This is a genomic window from Aphanizomenon sp. UHCC 0183, assembly GCF_009712065.1.
GTDB lineage: Bacteria > Cyanobacteriota > Cyanobacteriia > Cyanobacteriales > Nostocaceae > Dolichospermum > Dolichospermum heterosporum.
Map to the genome: position 1 here is coordinate 14,021 of NZ_VILC01000035.1, position 17,397 is coordinate 31,417.

The following is a 17,397-nucleotide window of genomic DNA, read 5'->3' on the forward strand; positions in this document are numbered from 1 at the left end:
CTGAGTTGTTCATGATAGGAATAGATTAACCGCTTCACTGCAAGTGAAACCCTAAAAATGAACACCAATATAGATAATTTCAACTCAGTTCGTAAACCTAAAATCTTCAACAAATCAGCCAGTTTTGTTGAAGGTTGGTATTGGGTGTTACCTTCTCAATCTTTACTGGTAGGTGATGTCAAAGCTGTGACAATTCTTGGGAAGGATTTAGTCGTATATCGTGGTAAAGATAGACGTGCAGTTATCCTAGATGCTTATTGTCCGCACATGGGTACAAGTTTAGCTGAAGGTAAAATTGAGGGTAATGAATTACGCTGTGTTTTACATCGGTGGAAATTTGATGCCGAAGGTATTTGTGTGGATATTCCTAATTTAGATGAACCTGTATCTCTGAAAGCCAAAACTTGGCCAGTAGCCGAACAATATGGGATGATTTGGGTTTGGACTGGGGAAATTCCACAACAATCTTTACCTTTTGTTTTAGATTGGGAAAACCAAGACTTTGATTTTTCTCTCGGTTCGCAATTTAGTATTAATTGTCATCCTCATATCTTACTTATTCAAACTATTGATACTCAACAAATTAATCTGGTTCATAAATTACCATTAAAAATGGTTTTGGAGAAACAAGAACTCAATCAAAATGCGATTATTTTTAGCACTATTACAAATATTAATGGCAAGTCATTCTGGCTAAATCTTTATCGGCGGTTGTTTAAAAATTCTCTTAATTATAGTGTTTGTTATTGGTATGGAACGACAAGTATAGTTTCCTTTACTAATGAGTCTACCCAGCTACATATAATATTTACAACTCGGATATTACCAGGGGGGAAAACTGAAGGTCAGACCCTATTAATGTCTAAAAAACGGAAAGGGATATTAGGAAAATTAATTAATAAATTGATGTTATGGGTAGGGAAAACAATTAGCGATCGCCTACTCAAAACTAATGATATAATTTTACCAACCATGCAATTTGACTTAAAAACTCCCCTGAAAGCGGATTTATCAATCATCCAATTTATTAACCATTTAGAACGACAAAAACCCCTAACCTGGGAAAGTTGGTTATTAGTGCGATCGCGGGAACGAGAGGAAGAAGTGCGGGAAGAAAGAGAAAAACGGGAAAAATGGCGCGATGAATTAGTTAATGACTAAAAACCCGATATTTTGACAATAAAAATGAAGTGGACTTGCCACTTCATCAATTCCCAGGTAGAACCTAGATACAAGTATAACGACTAAGAATTTTTAAAATCGTATAAATACATACTAATTTTCATGTTTCACGGTTAGTTTCTTACCCGTTCCCCATTCCCCATTCCCCATTCCAGTTCTTCGTTCCCTATTCCCCATTCTCCGTTCCCCCTTCCCTGTTCCCCGTTCCCTGTTCCCTGTTCCCTTTCTTGTAAAAGTCTTAACAATTACGGTTCTACCCAACGTCCATCAGTTTTAATGAGATTAATTAATTCCTCTACACCTTGTGATTCTGGGACTTTTTTAATTTCTTCCCGACCACGATATAAAGAAATATAACCGGGAGTTTTGCCAACATAACCATAGTCAGCATCAGCCATTTCTCCGGGTCCATTCACAATACAACCCATTACAGCAATATCTAAACCTGTTAAATGTTTCGTAGCCTCTCTAACTACGTGCAGCACTTCCTCCAAATTAAATAAAGTCCGTCCACAGGAAGGACAAGCGACATACTCAACCATTGTTTTCCGCAAACCTAAAGCTTGCAGAATGCTGTAACAAACAGGAATTTCCTTTTCTGGTGCTTCTGTTAAAGACACGCGGATTGTATCACCAATGCCATCAGCTAATAATGTGGCAATACCGGCTGTAGATTTAATTCTGCCATATTCACCATCACCTGCTTCCGTCACCCCCAGGTGCAAAGGATAATCCATACCCAAATCATCCATGCGTTTAGCCATGAGACGATATGCAGCCACCATGACAGGCACTCGTGAGGCTTTCATAGAAATTACCACATTATGAAAATCCAAAGATTCACAAATGCGAATAAATTCTATAGCAGATTCCACCATACCTTCGGGAGTATCACCATAGGTAAATAGCATTCTTTCCGCCAAAGAACCATGATTTACACCGATTCGCATAGCCTTACCTTGATCACGCAAGGAAATTACCAGTGGTGCTAAGGTTTCGCGGATTTTTTCGCCAATTTCGTCAAATTCAGCTTTTGTGTATTCAGTGCGACTGGTATTAGGTTTTTCAAATACATATAAACCCGGATTAATTCGCACCTTTTCAATATGTTTGGCGACTTCCAAGGCGATTTTCATGCCATTGTGATGGACATCGGCAACAATTGGCACATCTCGGTAAGTTTTGATTAATTGTTGTTTAATTTCCGCCAGTGCTTTAGCGTGTCCGAGACTAGGAACAGTGACACGAACAATTTCGCAGCCTATTTCATGAAGACGACGAATACCCGCGACAGAACCATCAATATCCAGAGTATCTTCATTAATCATAGACTGTACCACCACCGGGTATCCACCCCCAATGGTGACATCCCCCACTTTTACAGGGCGGGTTTTGCGGCGTTTGATGGTGGTATCAAAGGCTGGTTGACTAGATTCAGTGTTGGTAATTTCCAAAGTCGGCAGAGTTTGCATAATCTCAACAGGTAGATTTTCTGTAGCTAAAATATCAGATTGCCAGGGGTTATACTTCTCAGATTGCCACAATTGAGGTTATTTTAGGTGATAAAGTGGAAAAGTAGGTGGCAAGAGGCAAGGATTTCACCAATAACTGAATTTTTAATTTTGGATGATGCGTAAAACGATATGATATAAGACATCACTTCAGTCATCAAAAAATGAACGCTCTATGAAAACAGAAACCGTTCGCACGACGCTAACCATTCCTAGAGAACTCCTAGAAGCTACAGACAAGGCGGTTTTGGAAGGAAAGGCTAAGAGTCGGAATGATTTTGTCGCTCAAGCTTTACGAAGAGAATTAGCCTTACAGAAGCGGTCTGAAATTGATGCCGCATTAGCGGAAATGGCTAATGATCCAGATTATCAGGCAGAGGTATTAAAACTAGAGGTAGAATTTGCTACGGCGCAGTGGGAGGCGTTGCAGTTAGGGGAAGCTCCAAGATGAGAAGGGGTGAGGTGTATGATGCACGTCTAGAAATGACTGAAGGCTCGGAACAGGGAGGAACTCGTCCCGTGATTATTGTGAGTCGTGATGTGATTAATCTATCCAGCCCTGTAGTTTTAGCAGTACCTTGTACCACCTATCAAGATGGGAAGCGAGTTTACCCTACTCAAGTTTTGATTTTGTCCCCAGATGGTGGATTAAAGAAAGACTCGATCGCTATGGCGGATCAGGTGCGGGTATTATCTAAAACTCGCTTTTTGCGTTTAAGAGGAATTCTTTCTGATGTGGTGATGGCACATCTAGAGCAAGCGTTATTAATTGCGTTAGATTTGCCAGGATGTGAATAACTTGATTTAATAGGGTTTGATGAATAAATCAAAAACTTTAGATATATTAATGTAAGTTGCTAGTTAGGTAAATTGTCAGAATCAGGATATCCAGGATTAAAGGATGAACAGGATGAAACCAGAGCTTTTATTACCAATTACCAATTACCAATTACCAATTACCAATTACCAATTACCAATTACCAATTACCAATTACCCATTACCCATTACCCATTACCCATTACCAATTACCTATTACCCATTACCAGCCTCAACGAGATAACTAGCAACTTGAGTTAATAATTGTTTTGACTTTTTCGATGCTTACTTATTCCCTGTTGTGGGAGAGGAGGTTTGAGTAAATTGGCTGATTTGATGCCAAATGTCCTGGGGAGTAATACCGAAGCCAAAGTATAATAACATAACGATAGCGGCGGAAATTATAGCTGTTTTAATGGTGGTTTTAATTAATTTCCAGAGAATGATAAAAACTATCCAAGCTACTATTAAGGTGATAATCATAAGCTAATACGCAGCTAAATTTGATTTAGTGAAGTGAGAAAATTACAGCAAATTGTCATCAAACCCGGAACAAGAACCCCACCCCCACCCCCTTCCCGTATCAAAAGCTTATCCTTTTCTTCCCCCCGCAGCGGGGGGATTTAGGGGGGTGCGATGAGGGGGCTAAGATGTACCTCATAAGATTGGAAATCGCTGTAAGCCATCAAACTCTTGTCTGTTCCCCGTTCCCTGTTCCCCGTTCCCTTGTCTCAAGCAACAATTTAAATGTGTGACAGCTTAGAGTTTAGGGAATAGGCATTGATACTGAGTTTTTTCCCAAAAAAACACCAAAATCAGGATAATAAACTATTCTAGGGAAAAATTGCAACCTTCCTGGGCTAGATGCCTATCCCACACCCCACAAGATTGGATCTAGAGACTTCCAAATAAAAAAATGTCCCAAAACTGATGCAGAAATTCTCTCTCTGTGTACTCTGTGCCTCTGTGGTTCGTTTCTTAGGATAATTTATTTCTTGGAAGTCTCCTAGGACTTACGCACGCTCACTAACTTACCATCATATGAATGAACGAAATTGCGTCGTTTTCGGCTTTGGGAATAACCTATTGAGTAGGGTGCGTCAGATAGAGGAAATCTGTTTTTTACCAAATTACTTTTTTGTGGATTTCTCTTTGTCAGATTTGGAAAATTGAGGATATCCAGATAGTTGAAACTATTCCCTGTTCCCTGTTCCCTGTTCCCTATTCCCTGTTCCCTATTCCCTGTTCCCTGCCCTCACAGACCACTTTTTCAGCAAACCCTAGTTAGAAGTATGAACTACGAAATAGCAAGGAAACTACTCATAGACCAAACAAGCAGCCTAGATAATCCAGATACTCTGTTAAGTCGTTTACAACAAGGTAAACCTCCTGTTCCTGGTCAGGTTACTTCTACCCTGTTAGCTTTAAAGGTGGTATTTGAAGCTTTAAAAACAGCACCCAACTTAGACAGAGAACTGGCTTTTGCTTTATATCAGTTGGCTGTAAAGGCGCAAAGATTCTTTGCTGCGGGACGAAAGGCAGGTGTGGACTGGCCTCCCCTGCTTAATGAGGATTTAGTCCGTATTTCTTTGGGGGCTGAAAGTATTTTTTCTGGTACATGGCAAACTTTATGATTGCGAATTATAACAACCACCAAGATGGTTATTAACTCCCATTGATAATAAAACTCCTGCCTTATTCTCCTTTATTCTTCTTTTTCCTCCTTTCTCCTCCTGACTCCTCCTAAATTAGCGGGTTCTTAATTCTGTTTCTAATTTATCTAAATCGGCTTTGAGTAACACTGTGATTTTACCGATGATGGCTTTACCTTCCTTGGGTTGGGCAATTTCTACCCAATACCCATAGCGATCGCCTATCCGTAATTCTCCCTGTAAAGCTTCTCGCGTTGGTGTTTTTGCTAGTCTAGATGTATTAATAGTAGTCTGATTAGGATATTGATAGACAATTTGAGCCTCATTGTAATCTTGATACACATCTAAACTATAAATTACTCGTAAAGACTCTTCCAAACGTTGTAATGTGATGCCATTAACAGCATCGAACATAGTCATACGTTCAGTGCGAATTGTGATGTGGTCTTTAGTAAAAGTTACTCTACCAGGAGGTAATACGGAGGCTTGGAAGGTAAATCTTTGAGCCGCTGTATCACTTTTACTAATAAATAATCGTTCTCCCGGTTTTGGCTGTAGTGTGGGATGGGCTTTAATCCATGAGAGTACATCTCCTGTACTGTCTCCAGGTAGGGCTTGTCCGGGAGAATTTAGCAGCATTTCCACTGATAACCAAGGTATCAGTGAGCAAGGTAAAATCAATAATTTCAGTAAGGATTGTTTGAGCATTTTTTAGATAAATTAGGGTGCGTCGGAATTTTCACTGTCAAACCATTGCTACTTTAATGACTTTCCGCGCCTTCATATCTATAAATACCTGTTCTAGATCCTGTAAAGGTCGGTGTTCACTAATGAGCAAGTCAAAAGGAATTGTACCACTGGCGATGAGTAATAAGGCAGCCTTTACATATTCTGGTGTATTGTGAAATACGCCTTTGAGAGTAAGTTCACTATAGTGCAATTGTTCGGTATTCACAGTAATTGTGGTATCTCTTGGACAACCACCAAATAAATTGATAGTTGCACCAGGACGACCGCAAGCGATCGCAGTTTCCCAGACACTCGGTACACCAGTAGCCTCTATCACGACATCTGCACCCCAACCAGCGGTTAATTCCTTAACTGTATTGGCAATATCCGTAACTTGATGATAATTAAAAGTCTTGGCTGCACCCAGCTTTTCACCAATTTCTAACCGTTGATTATTCCCTCCCCACAATATCACCTCAGTATATTTCGCTAATACTGCCACAAACATCAAGCCAATCGCCCCATCACCCAAAACCACTACTTTGTCATCGGGTTTAGCACCACAACGGCTGATACCATGCAATACACAGGCTAAAGGTTCAGTCATCGCCGCTAATACTAGGGGCAAATGATCAGGAACTGGTAATAAATTATGCCTAACTATGGGAGCAGGAATTTTCAGATATTCTGCAAATGTCCCATTATTCCAAGTTAAATGGGGACATAAAGAATATTCTTGGCGTTGACAAAAGAAACATTTCATGCAGGGAGCAGAATTATTTGCCACCACGCGATCGCCTACCCGCCAATTCGTCACCCCAGCACCGACAGCCACAATCCGTCCTGCACCTTCATGGCCAAACAGTGTGGGTGGTGTCAACATTTTAGCATGGCCACCCCGTCGCCACACCTTCAAATCCGTACCACAAGTAGTGGCTGCTTCCACCTGAATCACCACCTCGCCGGCTGCGGGAGTCGGGTCAGGAACTCGTTCTAGGCGTAAATCCTCTTGTCCGTAGAGTAGTGCTGCTAACAAAACTTTTCACCCATAAAAAAGAAGTATGGCTTTAACCACGCTATCAAAATCACTTAAATACGGTTTTATACCATACTCAATGATATCGGCATATATTTTGTATTTAAAATTAGCAATTTGTGATTTTACCTAAATTTATGCTAATTAGCGATCTTTCCTGGACAAATTCAAGAACTCAACGCCGTTTGCGGTAAAACTTCTTGATTACGAGTTTCTCGCTTAGATAGGGGATTAGATCCATCATTGATACTTAAAACTGGTACTTCTTGTCTACAGGACAGACAAAACCAATAAACCTCATGATGGCGAACATGACGCAGAACCGAACCGCCACAGCACGGGCAGGTGTTAACTATGATACTCATAAGATGTCCTCCTTTCAAAAAATTCAACCCTGGCAATGTTATGATTGATCTCGACATCACCATTAAAAACAATCCCAACTTCTACTTTTATGCTTGATTTAATGACGTTCATTTTCCAGCCCTTTATTCTCCCATTCGGAATCCTCCAATTTGGAGAAAATGGGGGTAAAAAACTATCAATAAATGCTAAATTAACAGATTTTTAAAAGATTTTCACAAACTCATTTTTTTATCGAAACATGAAAAATCCAGAGAACATTATTAAACTATAAACTAGTATAGACCTTGTTCATCTATCTGGGGGATCATAAATATCTAATTTTTACCGAATAAATGCTTCACCATTATTTTGCGATCATTTTAATCAATAACTCATGAAAATTGCTACTTGGAATGTGAATTCTGTGCGGACACGTTTAGAACAGGTTATCAATTGGTTAACAGAAAATCCAGTTGATGTTTTGTGTTTACAAGAAACCAAAGTTATAGACCAGGACTTTCCTAGTCTCGCGTTTACAAATTTAGGCTATTATCCGTATATTTCCGGGCAAAAATCTTACAATGGCGTGGCTTTAATTAGTCGTCAACCGTTGATAGATGCAAGTGTAGGTTTTAGTCCTATTTTACCAGGTCTAGAATCAGCATGGGATGAACAAAAACGGGTGATTACGGGTGTAATTGAGGGCGTAAGAATTGTTAATCTTTACGTTCCCAATGGTTCATCTATTGGTAGCGAAAAGTATGAATATAAGTTAGGCTGGTTAAAAATACTGAAAGAATATTTACAGACGTTAATATTATCAAATCCAGCTATTTCTCTGTGTGGTGATTTTAATATTGCCCTAGAAGATATAGATATTAATGATAAAGTAAAAATAGATAATCACATCATGGCATCGGAATTAGAACGTCAAGCTTTACGAGATGTTCTGAATATAGGTTTTGCAGATGCTTTTCGTAAATTCAACAGCGAAGGAGAAAATTATAGTTGGTGGGATTATCGCACGGCTGCTTTTAAGCGTAATTTAGGTTGGCGAATAGATCACCATTATCTGACACCAATCTTGTATGAACGCGCTCAAAGTTGTATTATTGATATTGAACCGCGAAAGTTAGTTCAACCCAGTGACCATACACCAGTAATTGTAGAATTTTAGCGGATTTTAGATCCCCGACTTCTCAAAGAAGTCGGGGATATGATTTTCCATTTATCTCCCTAACAATAAACCTCTGAAAAAATAAATCATGTTTGTTAATATTTGTTCTATCCATAATATAGAATAATCTAACCATTCCAGAATTTGTTCTAATGGGTGTTTTTCATAGCCTAATGAGGTGGCGGAAATATCAATCCAGTCTGGCTTAAAATTAAATTCTTGGCTGGTTTGACTGCCTGTTTGGGTAAATTCGTCATTTTTCGGTTGAGGTGATTTTTGACCGATTGTAGTCCGAATTCTCGGTAATCCCCATCTTATTTGAGATTGCGGTAGTTTATTGACATCATTATTATCAGATAATTCTTCAATATTGGTGGGGGTATTACCAAATAAATCATTCCATGTTAACCAGGTATCTTCTGAAGTATCCCCAATATTTAACTGATTGGTTGCTGATACTATCTTTTCAAAATCAGGGTTACTTTGTGGGGTTTCTCCAGAAGAATTTGAGTCAAGTTGATAAGTATTTCTGACGACAAAAAAGTAGTTTATCGCGGCTAAAATTAAATTAGAAATACTTTGTTGCTGAGGTTTTAAGTGATCATGATTAATAGTTAAATCATTAACTTGACTTTGGAAATTTTTGACGATTTCCTGACTGTGTTTTTGGACGGGGACTAAAGCCGTAGTTTCTAAATTAGCAATTAATTGATCGAGAAATCCAAAAGGTTTCAGGGGAATGAGGAGAGGTTGTTGTGCTATGATGGGATGATCATCAGTTAACTTATTCAAAAGATCATCAATTTTGGGTAATAATTGTTGTTGTTGGTGAGCAATTAGTTGTAAAGAATACCGATATTCACTAATTTCGCTATTAATTCTATCTGCTAATTTGACGTTTTGCTGCGGTGTGAAAACATCGAAAATACGATTATCTGCGCTTACCAATACTAAATTACGAGTTTGCAATTCTATGGCAATTCCCTGTACTGTTGGTATATGCTGTTGCAGGGTATTTCCTGGAGTTGGAGAATTCGGCTGAGGAAAAATTTTCTTCCACAAAGATCCTAACAATGTGAGAGGATTTGTTTGTGAGGAAGTTGGTATATCAGTCTCTCCGGGAGGAAGATTTTTGATAACATCTAATATAATTTGAATTGGCGCATCACTGGTAGGAGGAGTTGCTGATTGTAATTTTTTGACTGTGCCATTTTGTTGCCATAATTGGTAAAGTGGATAAAGTAGAGAACCTATACCCGAACCAGTAGCAAGTTGCAAATTCTTGAATGTGTTTTCCAGTGTTTGTGTCAACCGTCGAGAATGCTGGTAGACAAAGTTGAAGAGTTTGCTTTGATAGCGATTGGAAGAATCGGAAGACATGGTAATTATGTGTAATTTGTAGAGTGAGGTTGGTTATTGTAATTGTAGATTCAAGGGTTTAAATCCCTATTTTTAATTTGTAATTGTTAAGAGGGTATTTGAAAAGTGGTATCCCGTAATTTTCATCACATTGTTACCCCCCTTAGTCCCCCCTTATAAAGGGGGGAAACAATAAAAATCCAGTTTCCTCCCCTTGATAAGGGGAGGGTTAGGGAGGGGTAAAGGATTTGATACAGCAATCATGACTTTTCAAACATCCTCTAAGATATTCCCACAAACCTATGAATTTTTATACGTATCAATTATTGACATTTATAGTAATTGGGAATTGCATAAGAGACAATCTGAAAATCAAAGCACTTTCATTCCTGACTCCTGCTGTATATTATTTTATTAGAAATATGACTCTTCCTGTATCCTCATTAAATACTAAATCTATATCAACAGCAATTGAAAATTTGCGTTCTTGTTGTCAAGTTGATATCCAGTCAAGCTGGCGATATCAGGAAACTGACGAGGTAGTTACTGATTTTATCCCATTTAGTTTAACTGATTGGCAACCTGTGGAACTAAATGAAAAAGCTCATGTTTCTTGGACGGGGGGAAAACGGGTATTATGGTTAGGACAAAAATTTTCTGTTCCTGAACATTTACACAATTTTCCGTTAACGAGTTTGTCTTTGCGTTTGGCGTTGGTATGGTGGGCAGATTTAGCAGAAGTGTATGTTAATGGTAAGTTAGTATTGACGGGGGATTTGTTTGATTCTTCCCCGCGAGTGTTGCTGAGTCCAAGTGTAACTCCTGGAGAAGATTTTACCATAGCTTTGCGGTTGGTGAGTCCGGGACATTGTGATGGGGCGTTGATGCGATCGCTTGCAATTTTTGAGTCCACAGATTATGATAATCCTGATGCTGGTTTTATTGCTGATGAATTAGCAGTTACGGAAATTCTTTTACAAAACTTCGCACCAGAAAAGTTACTAAGTTTAGCTGGGGAAGTTGAGAAAGTTACAAATCACCAAGACGCAGAAAATCAAGATTGGAAAACATATCTGCTGAATTTGCGACAAACCTATTTGAGTTTAGCTGAATTTATCAACGCTCAAAAATATAAAATTAATTTATTAGGTCATGCACATTTAGATTTAGCATGGTTATGGCCTGTGGAGGAAACTTGGAAAGCAGCACAAAATACTTTTGAGTCAGCTTTAAAACTCCAACAGGATTTCCCCGAATTGATTCTCTGTCATACCACACCGGCGTTGTATGCTTGGGTAGAGGAAAATCGTCCCGACTTGTTTCAAGAAATTCAAAATCAAGTTAAAGCGGGAAAATGGGAAGTTTTGGGTGGTTTTTGGGTAGAACCGGATTTAAATTTAATTGCTGGTGAGTCTATAGCCCGTCAGTTATTATATGGACAAAGGTATTTTCTCCAGAAGTTCGGAAAAATATCTTCTGTGGTTTGGGTTCCCGACACCTTTGGTTTTTGTGCGACGTTACCCCAATTTTTTGCAAATGCAGGAATTGAGTCCTTTGTAACTCAGAAACTCCGCTGGAATGATACAACTAAATTTGATTATGACTTATTTTGGTGGCGATCGCCCGATGGCAGTCAAACATTAAGTTTCATGTCCGCACCTATCGGCGAAACCATCGAACCTGTAAAAATGACCAAGTCCGCTTGTGACTGGAAAACTCAAACAGGTTTACACGATTCGCTTTGGCTTCCCGGAGTCGGTGATCATGGTGGTGGTCCAACCCGTGATATGCTAGAAACCGCGCGACGGTGGGAACATTCCCCAATTTTCCCCAAGTTAGAATTTACAACTTCCGAAAAATACCTCAACGACATAAAATCATCAACTCAAAACTTACCAGTTTGGGAAGACGAACTTTATTTAGAATTCCACCGAGGATGTTATACTACCCACGCAGACCAAAAACGCTGGAATCGCAAATCTGAACATTTATTATATAGTGCTGAATTATTCGCAACTTTAGCAAATATCCTTTGTGGTGCAGAATTTCCGCAAACAGAAATAGAAACCGCATGGAAAAAAGTTTTATTTAACCAGTTTCACGACATTCTCCCCGGTTCTTCCATTACCCAAGTTTACGCAGACGCTTTATGGGAATGGGAAGCAGTAGAAAAATTAGGAACGAAAATACTAGAAGACTCATTAAAAGCGATCGCTTCTACAGTCAACATACCACAACCTCCCAACCCTGAGAGCATCCCCGTCATAATTTTTAACCCTCTCAACTGGGAACGTTCCCAAGTTGTCACTATTGACTTATCAAAAATCATCACTACAGATTACCCAACCTGGAAAGTTGCTGATATTCAAGGAAAAGAAATCCTCTCTCAAAACAGCGAAAACTCAACCTTATTATTTTTCGCAACCATACCATCTATAGGTTACAGCATTTTCTGGCTTTCTCCATCTTCCCCCCAGCCCAAAACATTCCCCGAAAACTGGATATTAGAAAACGAATATTTGCAAATTCAAATCAACCCCGAAACCGGAGATATAGCCAACATCTTCGACAAAACCAAACAACGAGAAATTTTAACCGGCGCAGGAAATCAACTTCAAGCCTTTAGGGACAGTGGACAATATTGGGATGCTTGGAACATAGACCCGGATTATAACACAAAACCTCTACCGCCAACTCAATTAAAATTAATTCAATGGCAAGAATATGGAGAAATTCAACAACGATTGCGAGTAGTCCGTCAACTCGGAAAATCAGAATTTTGTCAAGATTACATCTTGGAAATCGGTTCACCAATTTTGAAAATAACTAACACTGTAAATTGGCAAGAAAATCACGTATTAGTTAAAACAGCCTTTCCTCTCAACCTCCAAGCCGAATTTGCCACTTATGAAATTCCCTGCGGTGCTATTCATCGTCCCACAAATCCCCAAACCCCCGCAGAGAAGGCAAAATGGGAAGTCCCCGCATTACATTGGGCAGATTTAACCACAGATACAAATATCGGAAAATACGGAGTCAGTCTTCTTAATGATTGTAAATATGGTTACGATGCCAAACCTAACCAACTACGCCTCACCTTGCTAAGAAGTTCCCATTGGCCAGACTCCCAAGCAGATAGAGGGATACACGAATTTACCTACAGTTTATATCCTCATTTAGACAGTTGGGAAGAAGCAGAAACTGTTAAACGTGGTTATGAGTTGAATGTTCCTTTTCAGGTATTAGTAAACCCAGTCAATTATCAATCTAGATTGAACGCTTGTCAAAGCCAAAGTTTTCTCACCTTATCAGCAGATAATTTAATCTTAATGGCACTCAAACCCAGTGAAAATGATCCCCAAAAATTCATTCTTCGCTTTTATGAATGTCATGGACAAACAGCAGAATTATCTTTGCAAAGCGAGATTCTAAATCTAGAAAAACCAACTGATTTATTAGAAAATAATATCAAACTTTCCGCAATAAATCAAGTAAATAAAAATATTGACCCTTGGAAAATTGTCACATTTCAAGCCACATCCAGCAAAATTCAGGAGTAGGGGGGTAGGGGAGGTGGGGGAGGTGGGGGAGGTAGGGGAGGTAGGGGAGGTGGGGGAGGTAGGGGAGGTGGGGGAGGTGGGGGAGGTGGGGGAGGGAAGAACAGAAGTTTTTTCCGATCATTACCCGTCAAAATAAATTTGACGAACTACTAGTAGTCAAGACCTCCAATTGAAACTCCCCGGTCTAAAGACGCGGGGATTCTATAGAGAGTTTCAGTCTATATCTCTCAGTTATCCCAGCTTCAGGCAGGGTTCCTTAAATATTTGGGTTCTTGCCCTGATCCTGTTTGCCATTACTGGCAGAATCATCTCTGCTTGCGGTGAGCGAAGCCGAACTGACAAGCGTAACTTTCCGAGAGTCCCCCGGTAGGTTTTTAATGTCTTTGCTGACGATTTAATTGTATCACGAATATGGATTAAAATATAAAAAAAACACTCAAACACATAAAATTCGGGCTTATCCGCATTTATGTATAGTTAATTATTCTTAAAAACTAAGATTAGTGAAAAAGCGGTCAACCTGCTATTCAAAAGCCTTTTAACCCGAAACATAAAATTTTACAGACAGAGAAAAATATTTTTTTAGAGAAAACAAATTCAGTAAACCTGATTTTTAGAGGCTTTTTCAAAATCATAGCTTCTATCGTAGGATCTAAATTTGATTAAAAGAGGCAGTTTTTATTTCTTGTAACATGGGGTTACAAGCAATGCTTCATTTATTATAAGTCTTATGAATGATTTTTGTTAACTCTAGATAATTGTGATTAAAAACCATGTCTCGTTCCATAGTCCCGGCCGTTCTCTTAGTAGACGGTTACAATATTATAGGCACTTGGCCTTGCTTGATAAAAACCCGTGATCATGCCGGACTTGAGGCTGCACGGGGTGAATTAGTGGAAGCAATGACTAATTATAGTGCTTTCCAAGGTTATGAAACTCAGGTAGTGTTTGATGCTCAATATCAAAACACTCCTAGTAACAGAGAAACTATTACAAATTTTCTAACAGTACATTATACGGATTTTGGTCAGACCGCAGACACATATATAGAAAAAACCTGTGCGTCTCTCCGTCACCAAATATCCCAATGTTTAATTTCCCGCATGATTGTCGCTACATCAGATCGAGCGCAGCAGTTAACAGTCCAGGGATATGGTGCTGAATGGTTATCAGCGCATCAACTATGTGGCGAAGTAGAAACTACTGTCTGTCGAATGCGCCATAGGTATCAGTCGCAAAAACAACCTAAAAGTAGATTCTTGGTGAATGGAATTGATCCTAAAGCCAGACAACGGCTGACGGAATTGCGAATGGGATTATAATTTCAGCATTTGTAAATCTCCGAATGTAGCTGCTGGAAAGGTTTTGGGGTATTAAAAGTGAGAAATTTCAGCAGCAACAAAAAAAAGTTGGAAAATTTTTCCAAAACCCCTTGCATTAATCTGAATTTAGGTTTATTATAGCTAAAGTTAAGAGCAAAGAGCATTCCTCAGTAGCTCAGTGGTAGAGCGATCGACTGTTAATCGATTGGTCGCTGGTTCGAATCCGGCCTGGGGAGTTTAAATAAAAGATAAAGCGTGAAACAAAAGTTAATAAGTTTCACGCCTTGTTTTTTGTATACTCAAAACGGCTTAATTGTTTGATTCTAAAGGTAGTAAGTAGGTGAACAGAAAAATTTAAAGGTATGTGAAGAAAAGTAAAATCACTCAAAACTCTCTTCCTGTTCCCTGTTCCCTGTTCCCTGTTCCCTGTTCCCTGTTCCCTGTTCCCTGTTCCCTCTCTCAACGAGTGAATTTAATTTTGTCCGACTACTTATAATGACTTTTCAGGCTTAACCGAGCAGTATTGGTAGTAGTAGGGGTTTAGCGCTGTTCATTGGTGTCAACTTAACGTGAAAGCCTTGTAAAATATCAGTTTCACCCTTTCTCGTTCCCATACTCTGTATGGGAATGAATTCTAGAAGGCTCTGCCTTCTATGAAAACAGAGGCAGAGCCTCTGTAATAGCATTCCCAGTCAGAGACTGGGAACGAGATATCATCAGGATTTGAGCTTAAGTTGACACCAATGAGCTTTTGCTTTACCCCTACACATCTAGGTTCTTTGTCATTTCACAAAAGTTTATATCCTACTTGTGTTTAGTATAATTAGATAGCGTTGGTTTATTTACTCCGAGCTGTACTATTATGCTTTAATTGGATAGTTGCTAATTACGTCTTGTTCTCTGTTTACTTTATTAAAATCTGTTTAATGGTTAATTATTAAAATAGATGTATTTATCTTTTTTAGGAAATACCATGCCACAGCGGATAATTATAGAAGTCAATAATTGGTTTAGACGAGATAGAATTGTTCGTAACTTAGAGCTTTTTCAGGATATTATTGTAATCTCCCTTTGCGTGAGTTTATTTTGTGTGATGCTCATTCGATTAGGAGATATGTTTTTATCGTTTTTACGTCCATTAGATCTACGGCAAGTCACATCTGATATTCTGTTTATTTTGATATTAGTAGAACTGTTTCGGTTGTTAGTTGATTACCTCCAAGAACGCAGTATATCCGTAGGTGCAGCCGTAGAAATTACGATTGTTTCGGCTTTGCGAGAGGTGATTTTACGTGGTGTATTAGAAATTTCCCGTGACCAACTTTTTGGACTTTCTGTATTTCTATTAGTTTTATCAGGAATTTTCCTAGCTTTACCTTGGATGCCTAGCTTACTAAAACAGGTGAAAATTAATAACCATGAGACAGTAGAACCAGAATCATACAGCAGAATTCAAGAGTCAGAAGTCAGGAGTCAGGAGTAAAACGTAATTTCGTCAAAAATAGGGAAGAGGATTATTTAACCGATTCCCCAATTAAATAAGTAGGTTGGCGTTGAAAATTGTCGTTATGGCAAGGCAAAAGGCAAGAGGCAAGAGGCAAGAGGCAAGAGGCAAGAGTGAAGAGGGTTTAGGCGATTTTACATTTCTTTACACAATTTAGTTTTATTGTGTTCACCTACTTATTAGTTTTATGGGAGTCCGATAATATGTCTCAATTAACATCAAAACAATGGATTTTAATCAAACACAAAATTACACCATATTTGTTCTTATTACCTGCCTTGATTATCTTAATATTAACTGTTTTTTGGCCAGCAGTTCAAGCCTTTTATCTCAGTTTTACCAACTATGAAAATATAGGAGATCCTCCTCAATGGATTGGCTTGAAAAATTTCCTGCGTTTATCGAAAGATCCGGTTTTTTGGCAAACATTACAAAATACATTTATTTATCTGATTGGTGTTGTTCCCATTTTAGTATTTTTACCCTTAGCTTTAGCAATTTTAGTGAATCAAAAACTGCGGGGAATGAATTGGTTTAGAACAGCATATTATACCCCAGTTGTAATTTCTATGGTAGTAGCTGGGATAGCTTGGAAATGGTTATATGCAGAAAACGGATTGCTGAATCAAATTCTCAAAACTTTAGGGATTTTTCCCGACGGAATTCCCTGGTTAACAAGTCCTGATAAGATATTGGGAATTGTTCCCATTTCTTTAGCTAGTATTATGGCTGTCACCATTTGGAAAGGCTTAGGCTATTATATGGTAATTTATTTAGCTGGATTACAAGCCATTCCCGCTGATATTTATGAAGCTGCGGCTATTGATGGTTCAGATAGTGTTCGTAAACATTGGGATATTACCTTACCATTGATGCAACCCTATTTAGCTTTAGTGGCTGTAATTTCGGCAATTTCCGCAACTAAAGTTTTTGAAGAAGTTTATATTATGACTCAAGGCGGACCGCTGAATAGTTCTAAGACAATAGTTTATTATTTGTATGAGCAAGCATTTGGTAATTTAGAAATTAGCTATGCTTGTACAATTGGCTTGGTGCTATTTTTAATAATTTTAGGTTTATCAATTTTACGATTAGTTATCAATCAAGATGGGAATGATTTTAGTGTTTAATATTTAAAGATGAATTTTGCATCAATATCTATTACGAGTCATGTAAGAAGAGAATAGTTAGTTAAACTGCAAA

General features: G+C 38.6%; 16 protein-coding genes and 1 tRNA gene. 11 read left to right on the forward strand and 6 right to left on the reverse strand.

All coding sequences use genetic code 11. The features are described from left to right. Nucleotides 1–57: 57 nt before the first annotated feature. Entirely contained in the window at nt 58–1,161 is a 1,104-nt protein-coding gene (locus tag FJR37_RS13660; RefSeq protein ID WP_168466256.1) for an aromatic ring-hydroxylating dioxygenase subunit alpha, read from the forward strand. Between the two features lie 266 nt (nt 1,162–1,427). On the opposite strand, the gene ispG is transcribed toward FJR37_RS13660, so the two are convergent. Then, complete coding sequence (gene ispG, locus FJR37_RS13665; protein ID WP_039200350.1) at nt 1,428–2,654, reverse strand: (E)-4-hydroxy-3-methylbut-2-enyl-diphosphate synthase; 1,227 nt, start codon at nt 2,652–2,654, stop codon at nt 1,428–1,430. Nucleotides 2,655–2,868: 214 nt separating this feature from the next. Here ispG and FJR37_RS13670 point away from each other — a divergent pair, with 214 nt between their 5' ends. The 3 genes from FJR37_RS13670 (at nt 2,869) to FJR37_RS13680 (ending at nt 3,771) form a co-directional block, all read left to right on the forward strand. Beyond that, entirely contained in the window at nt 2,869–3,144 is a 276-nt protein-coding gene (locus tag FJR37_RS13670) for a ribbon-helix-helix domain-containing protein (RefSeq protein WP_039200340.1), read from the forward strand. Then, nucleotides 3,141–3,491 carry a type II toxin-antitoxin system PemK/MazF family toxin gene (locus FJR37_RS13675; RefSeq protein ID WP_027401056.1) on the forward strand — a complete coding sequence of 117 codons (351 nt, stop codon included), beginning with the start codon at nt 3,141–3,143 and terminating at the stop codon, nt 3,489–3,491. Before FJR37_RS13670 ends, FJR37_RS13675 begins: the two co-directional genes overlap by 4 nt. A 112-nt stretch (nt 3,492–3,603) precedes the next feature. Continuing rightward, on the forward strand, nt 3,604–3,771 hold the full coding sequence (locus FJR37_RS13680; RefSeq protein ID WP_168466257.1) for an alpha/beta hydrolase: 168 nt from the start codon (nt 3,604–3,606) through the stop codon (nt 3,769–3,771). Nucleotides 3,772–3,795: 24 nt separating this feature from the next. Here the strand turns inward: FJR37_RS13680 and FJR37_RS13685 are convergent, their stop codons facing one another. Next, nucleotides 3,796–3,993 carry a hypothetical protein gene (locus tag FJR37_RS13685; RefSeq protein ID WP_039200342.1) on the reverse strand — a complete coding sequence of 66 codons (198 nt, stop codon included), beginning with the start codon at nt 3,991–3,993 and terminating at the stop codon, nt 3,796–3,798. Between the two features lie 809 nt (nt 3,994–4,802). Between FJR37_RS13685 and FJR37_RS13695 the strand changes: the two genes are divergently transcribed. Continuing rightward, nucleotides 4,803–5,144 (forward strand): hypothetical protein, encoded by a 342-nt coding sequence (locus FJR37_RS13695; RefSeq protein ID WP_027401112.1) that lies wholly within the window; start codon nt 4,803–4,805, stop codon nt 5,142–5,144. A 114-nt stretch (nt 5,145–5,258) separates the two neighbouring features. Here the strand turns inward: FJR37_RS13695 and FJR37_RS13700 are convergent, their stop codons facing one another. The 3 genes from FJR37_RS13700 to FJR37_RS13710 all read right to left on the reverse strand — a co-directional run bounded on the left by FJR37_RS13700 (nt 5,259) and on the right by FJR37_RS13710 (nt 7,292). Beyond that, entirely contained in the window at nt 5,259–5,870 is a 612-nt protein-coding gene (locus tag FJR37_RS13700) for a hypothetical protein (protein WP_027401113.1), read from the reverse strand. Nucleotides 5,871–5,907: 37 nt separating this feature from the next. Further along, entirely contained in the window at nt 5,908–6,927 is a 1,020-nt protein-coding gene (locus FJR37_RS13705) for a zinc-binding dehydrogenase (RefSeq protein ID WP_053539583.1), read from the reverse strand. 167 nt (nt 6,928–7,094) lie between these two features. Beyond that, complete coding sequence (locus tag FJR37_RS13710) at nt 7,095–7,292, reverse strand: hypothetical protein (RefSeq protein WP_071992747.1); 198 nt, start codon at nt 7,290–7,292, stop codon at nt 7,095–7,097. 374 nt (nt 7,293–7,666) lie between these two features. Between FJR37_RS13710 and xth the strand changes: the two genes are divergently transcribed. Beyond that, nucleotides 7,667–8,449: an exodeoxyribonuclease III gene (gene xth / locus FJR37_RS13715; RefSeq protein WP_168466258.1), complete on the forward strand. Its 783-nt coding sequence runs from the start codon at nt 7,667–7,669 to the stop codon at nt 8,447–8,449. Between the two features lie 51 nt (nt 8,450–8,500). Here xth and FJR37_RS13720 read toward each other — a convergent pair whose 3' ends face one another. Next, nucleotides 8,501–9,829: a hypothetical protein gene (locus tag FJR37_RS13720; RefSeq protein ID WP_168466259.1), complete on the reverse strand. Its 1,329-nt coding sequence runs from the start codon at nt 9,827–9,829 to the stop codon at nt 8,501–8,503. Nucleotides 9,830–10,230: 401 nt separating this feature from the next. On the opposite strand from FJR37_RS13720, the gene FJR37_RS13725 reads away from it, so the two are divergent. The 5 genes from FJR37_RS13725 to FJR37_RS13750 all read left to right on the forward strand — a co-directional run bounded on the left by FJR37_RS13725 (nt 10,231) and on the right by FJR37_RS13750 (nt 17,324). Beyond that, entirely contained in the window at nt 10,231–13,368 is a 3,138-nt protein-coding gene (locus FJR37_RS13725; protein WP_168466260.1) for an alpha-mannosidase, read from the forward strand. Nucleotides 13,369–14,141: 773 nt separating this feature from the next. Beyond that, a complete protein-coding gene (locus FJR37_RS13735; protein ID WP_039200402.1) occupies nt 14,142–14,690 on the forward strand; it encodes an NYN domain-containing protein in 549 nt (182 codons plus the stop codon). Nucleotides 14,691–14,854: 164 nt separating this feature from the next. Continuing rightward, nucleotides 14,855–14,926, forward strand: a tRNA-Asn gene (locus FJR37_RS13740). A 737-nt stretch (nt 14,927–15,663) separates the two neighbouring features. Further along, a complete protein-coding gene (locus tag FJR37_RS13745; RefSeq protein ID WP_052149778.1) occupies nt 15,664–16,173 on the forward strand; it encodes a phosphate-starvation-inducible PsiE family protein in 510 nt (169 codons plus the stop codon). 224 nt (nt 16,174–16,397) lie between these two features. Further along, nucleotides 16,398–17,324: a carbohydrate ABC transporter permease gene (locus FJR37_RS13750; protein ID WP_039200404.1), complete on the forward strand. Its 927-nt coding sequence runs from the start codon at nt 16,398–16,400 to the stop codon at nt 17,322–17,324. Nucleotides 17,325–17,397: the final 73 nt, after the last annotated feature.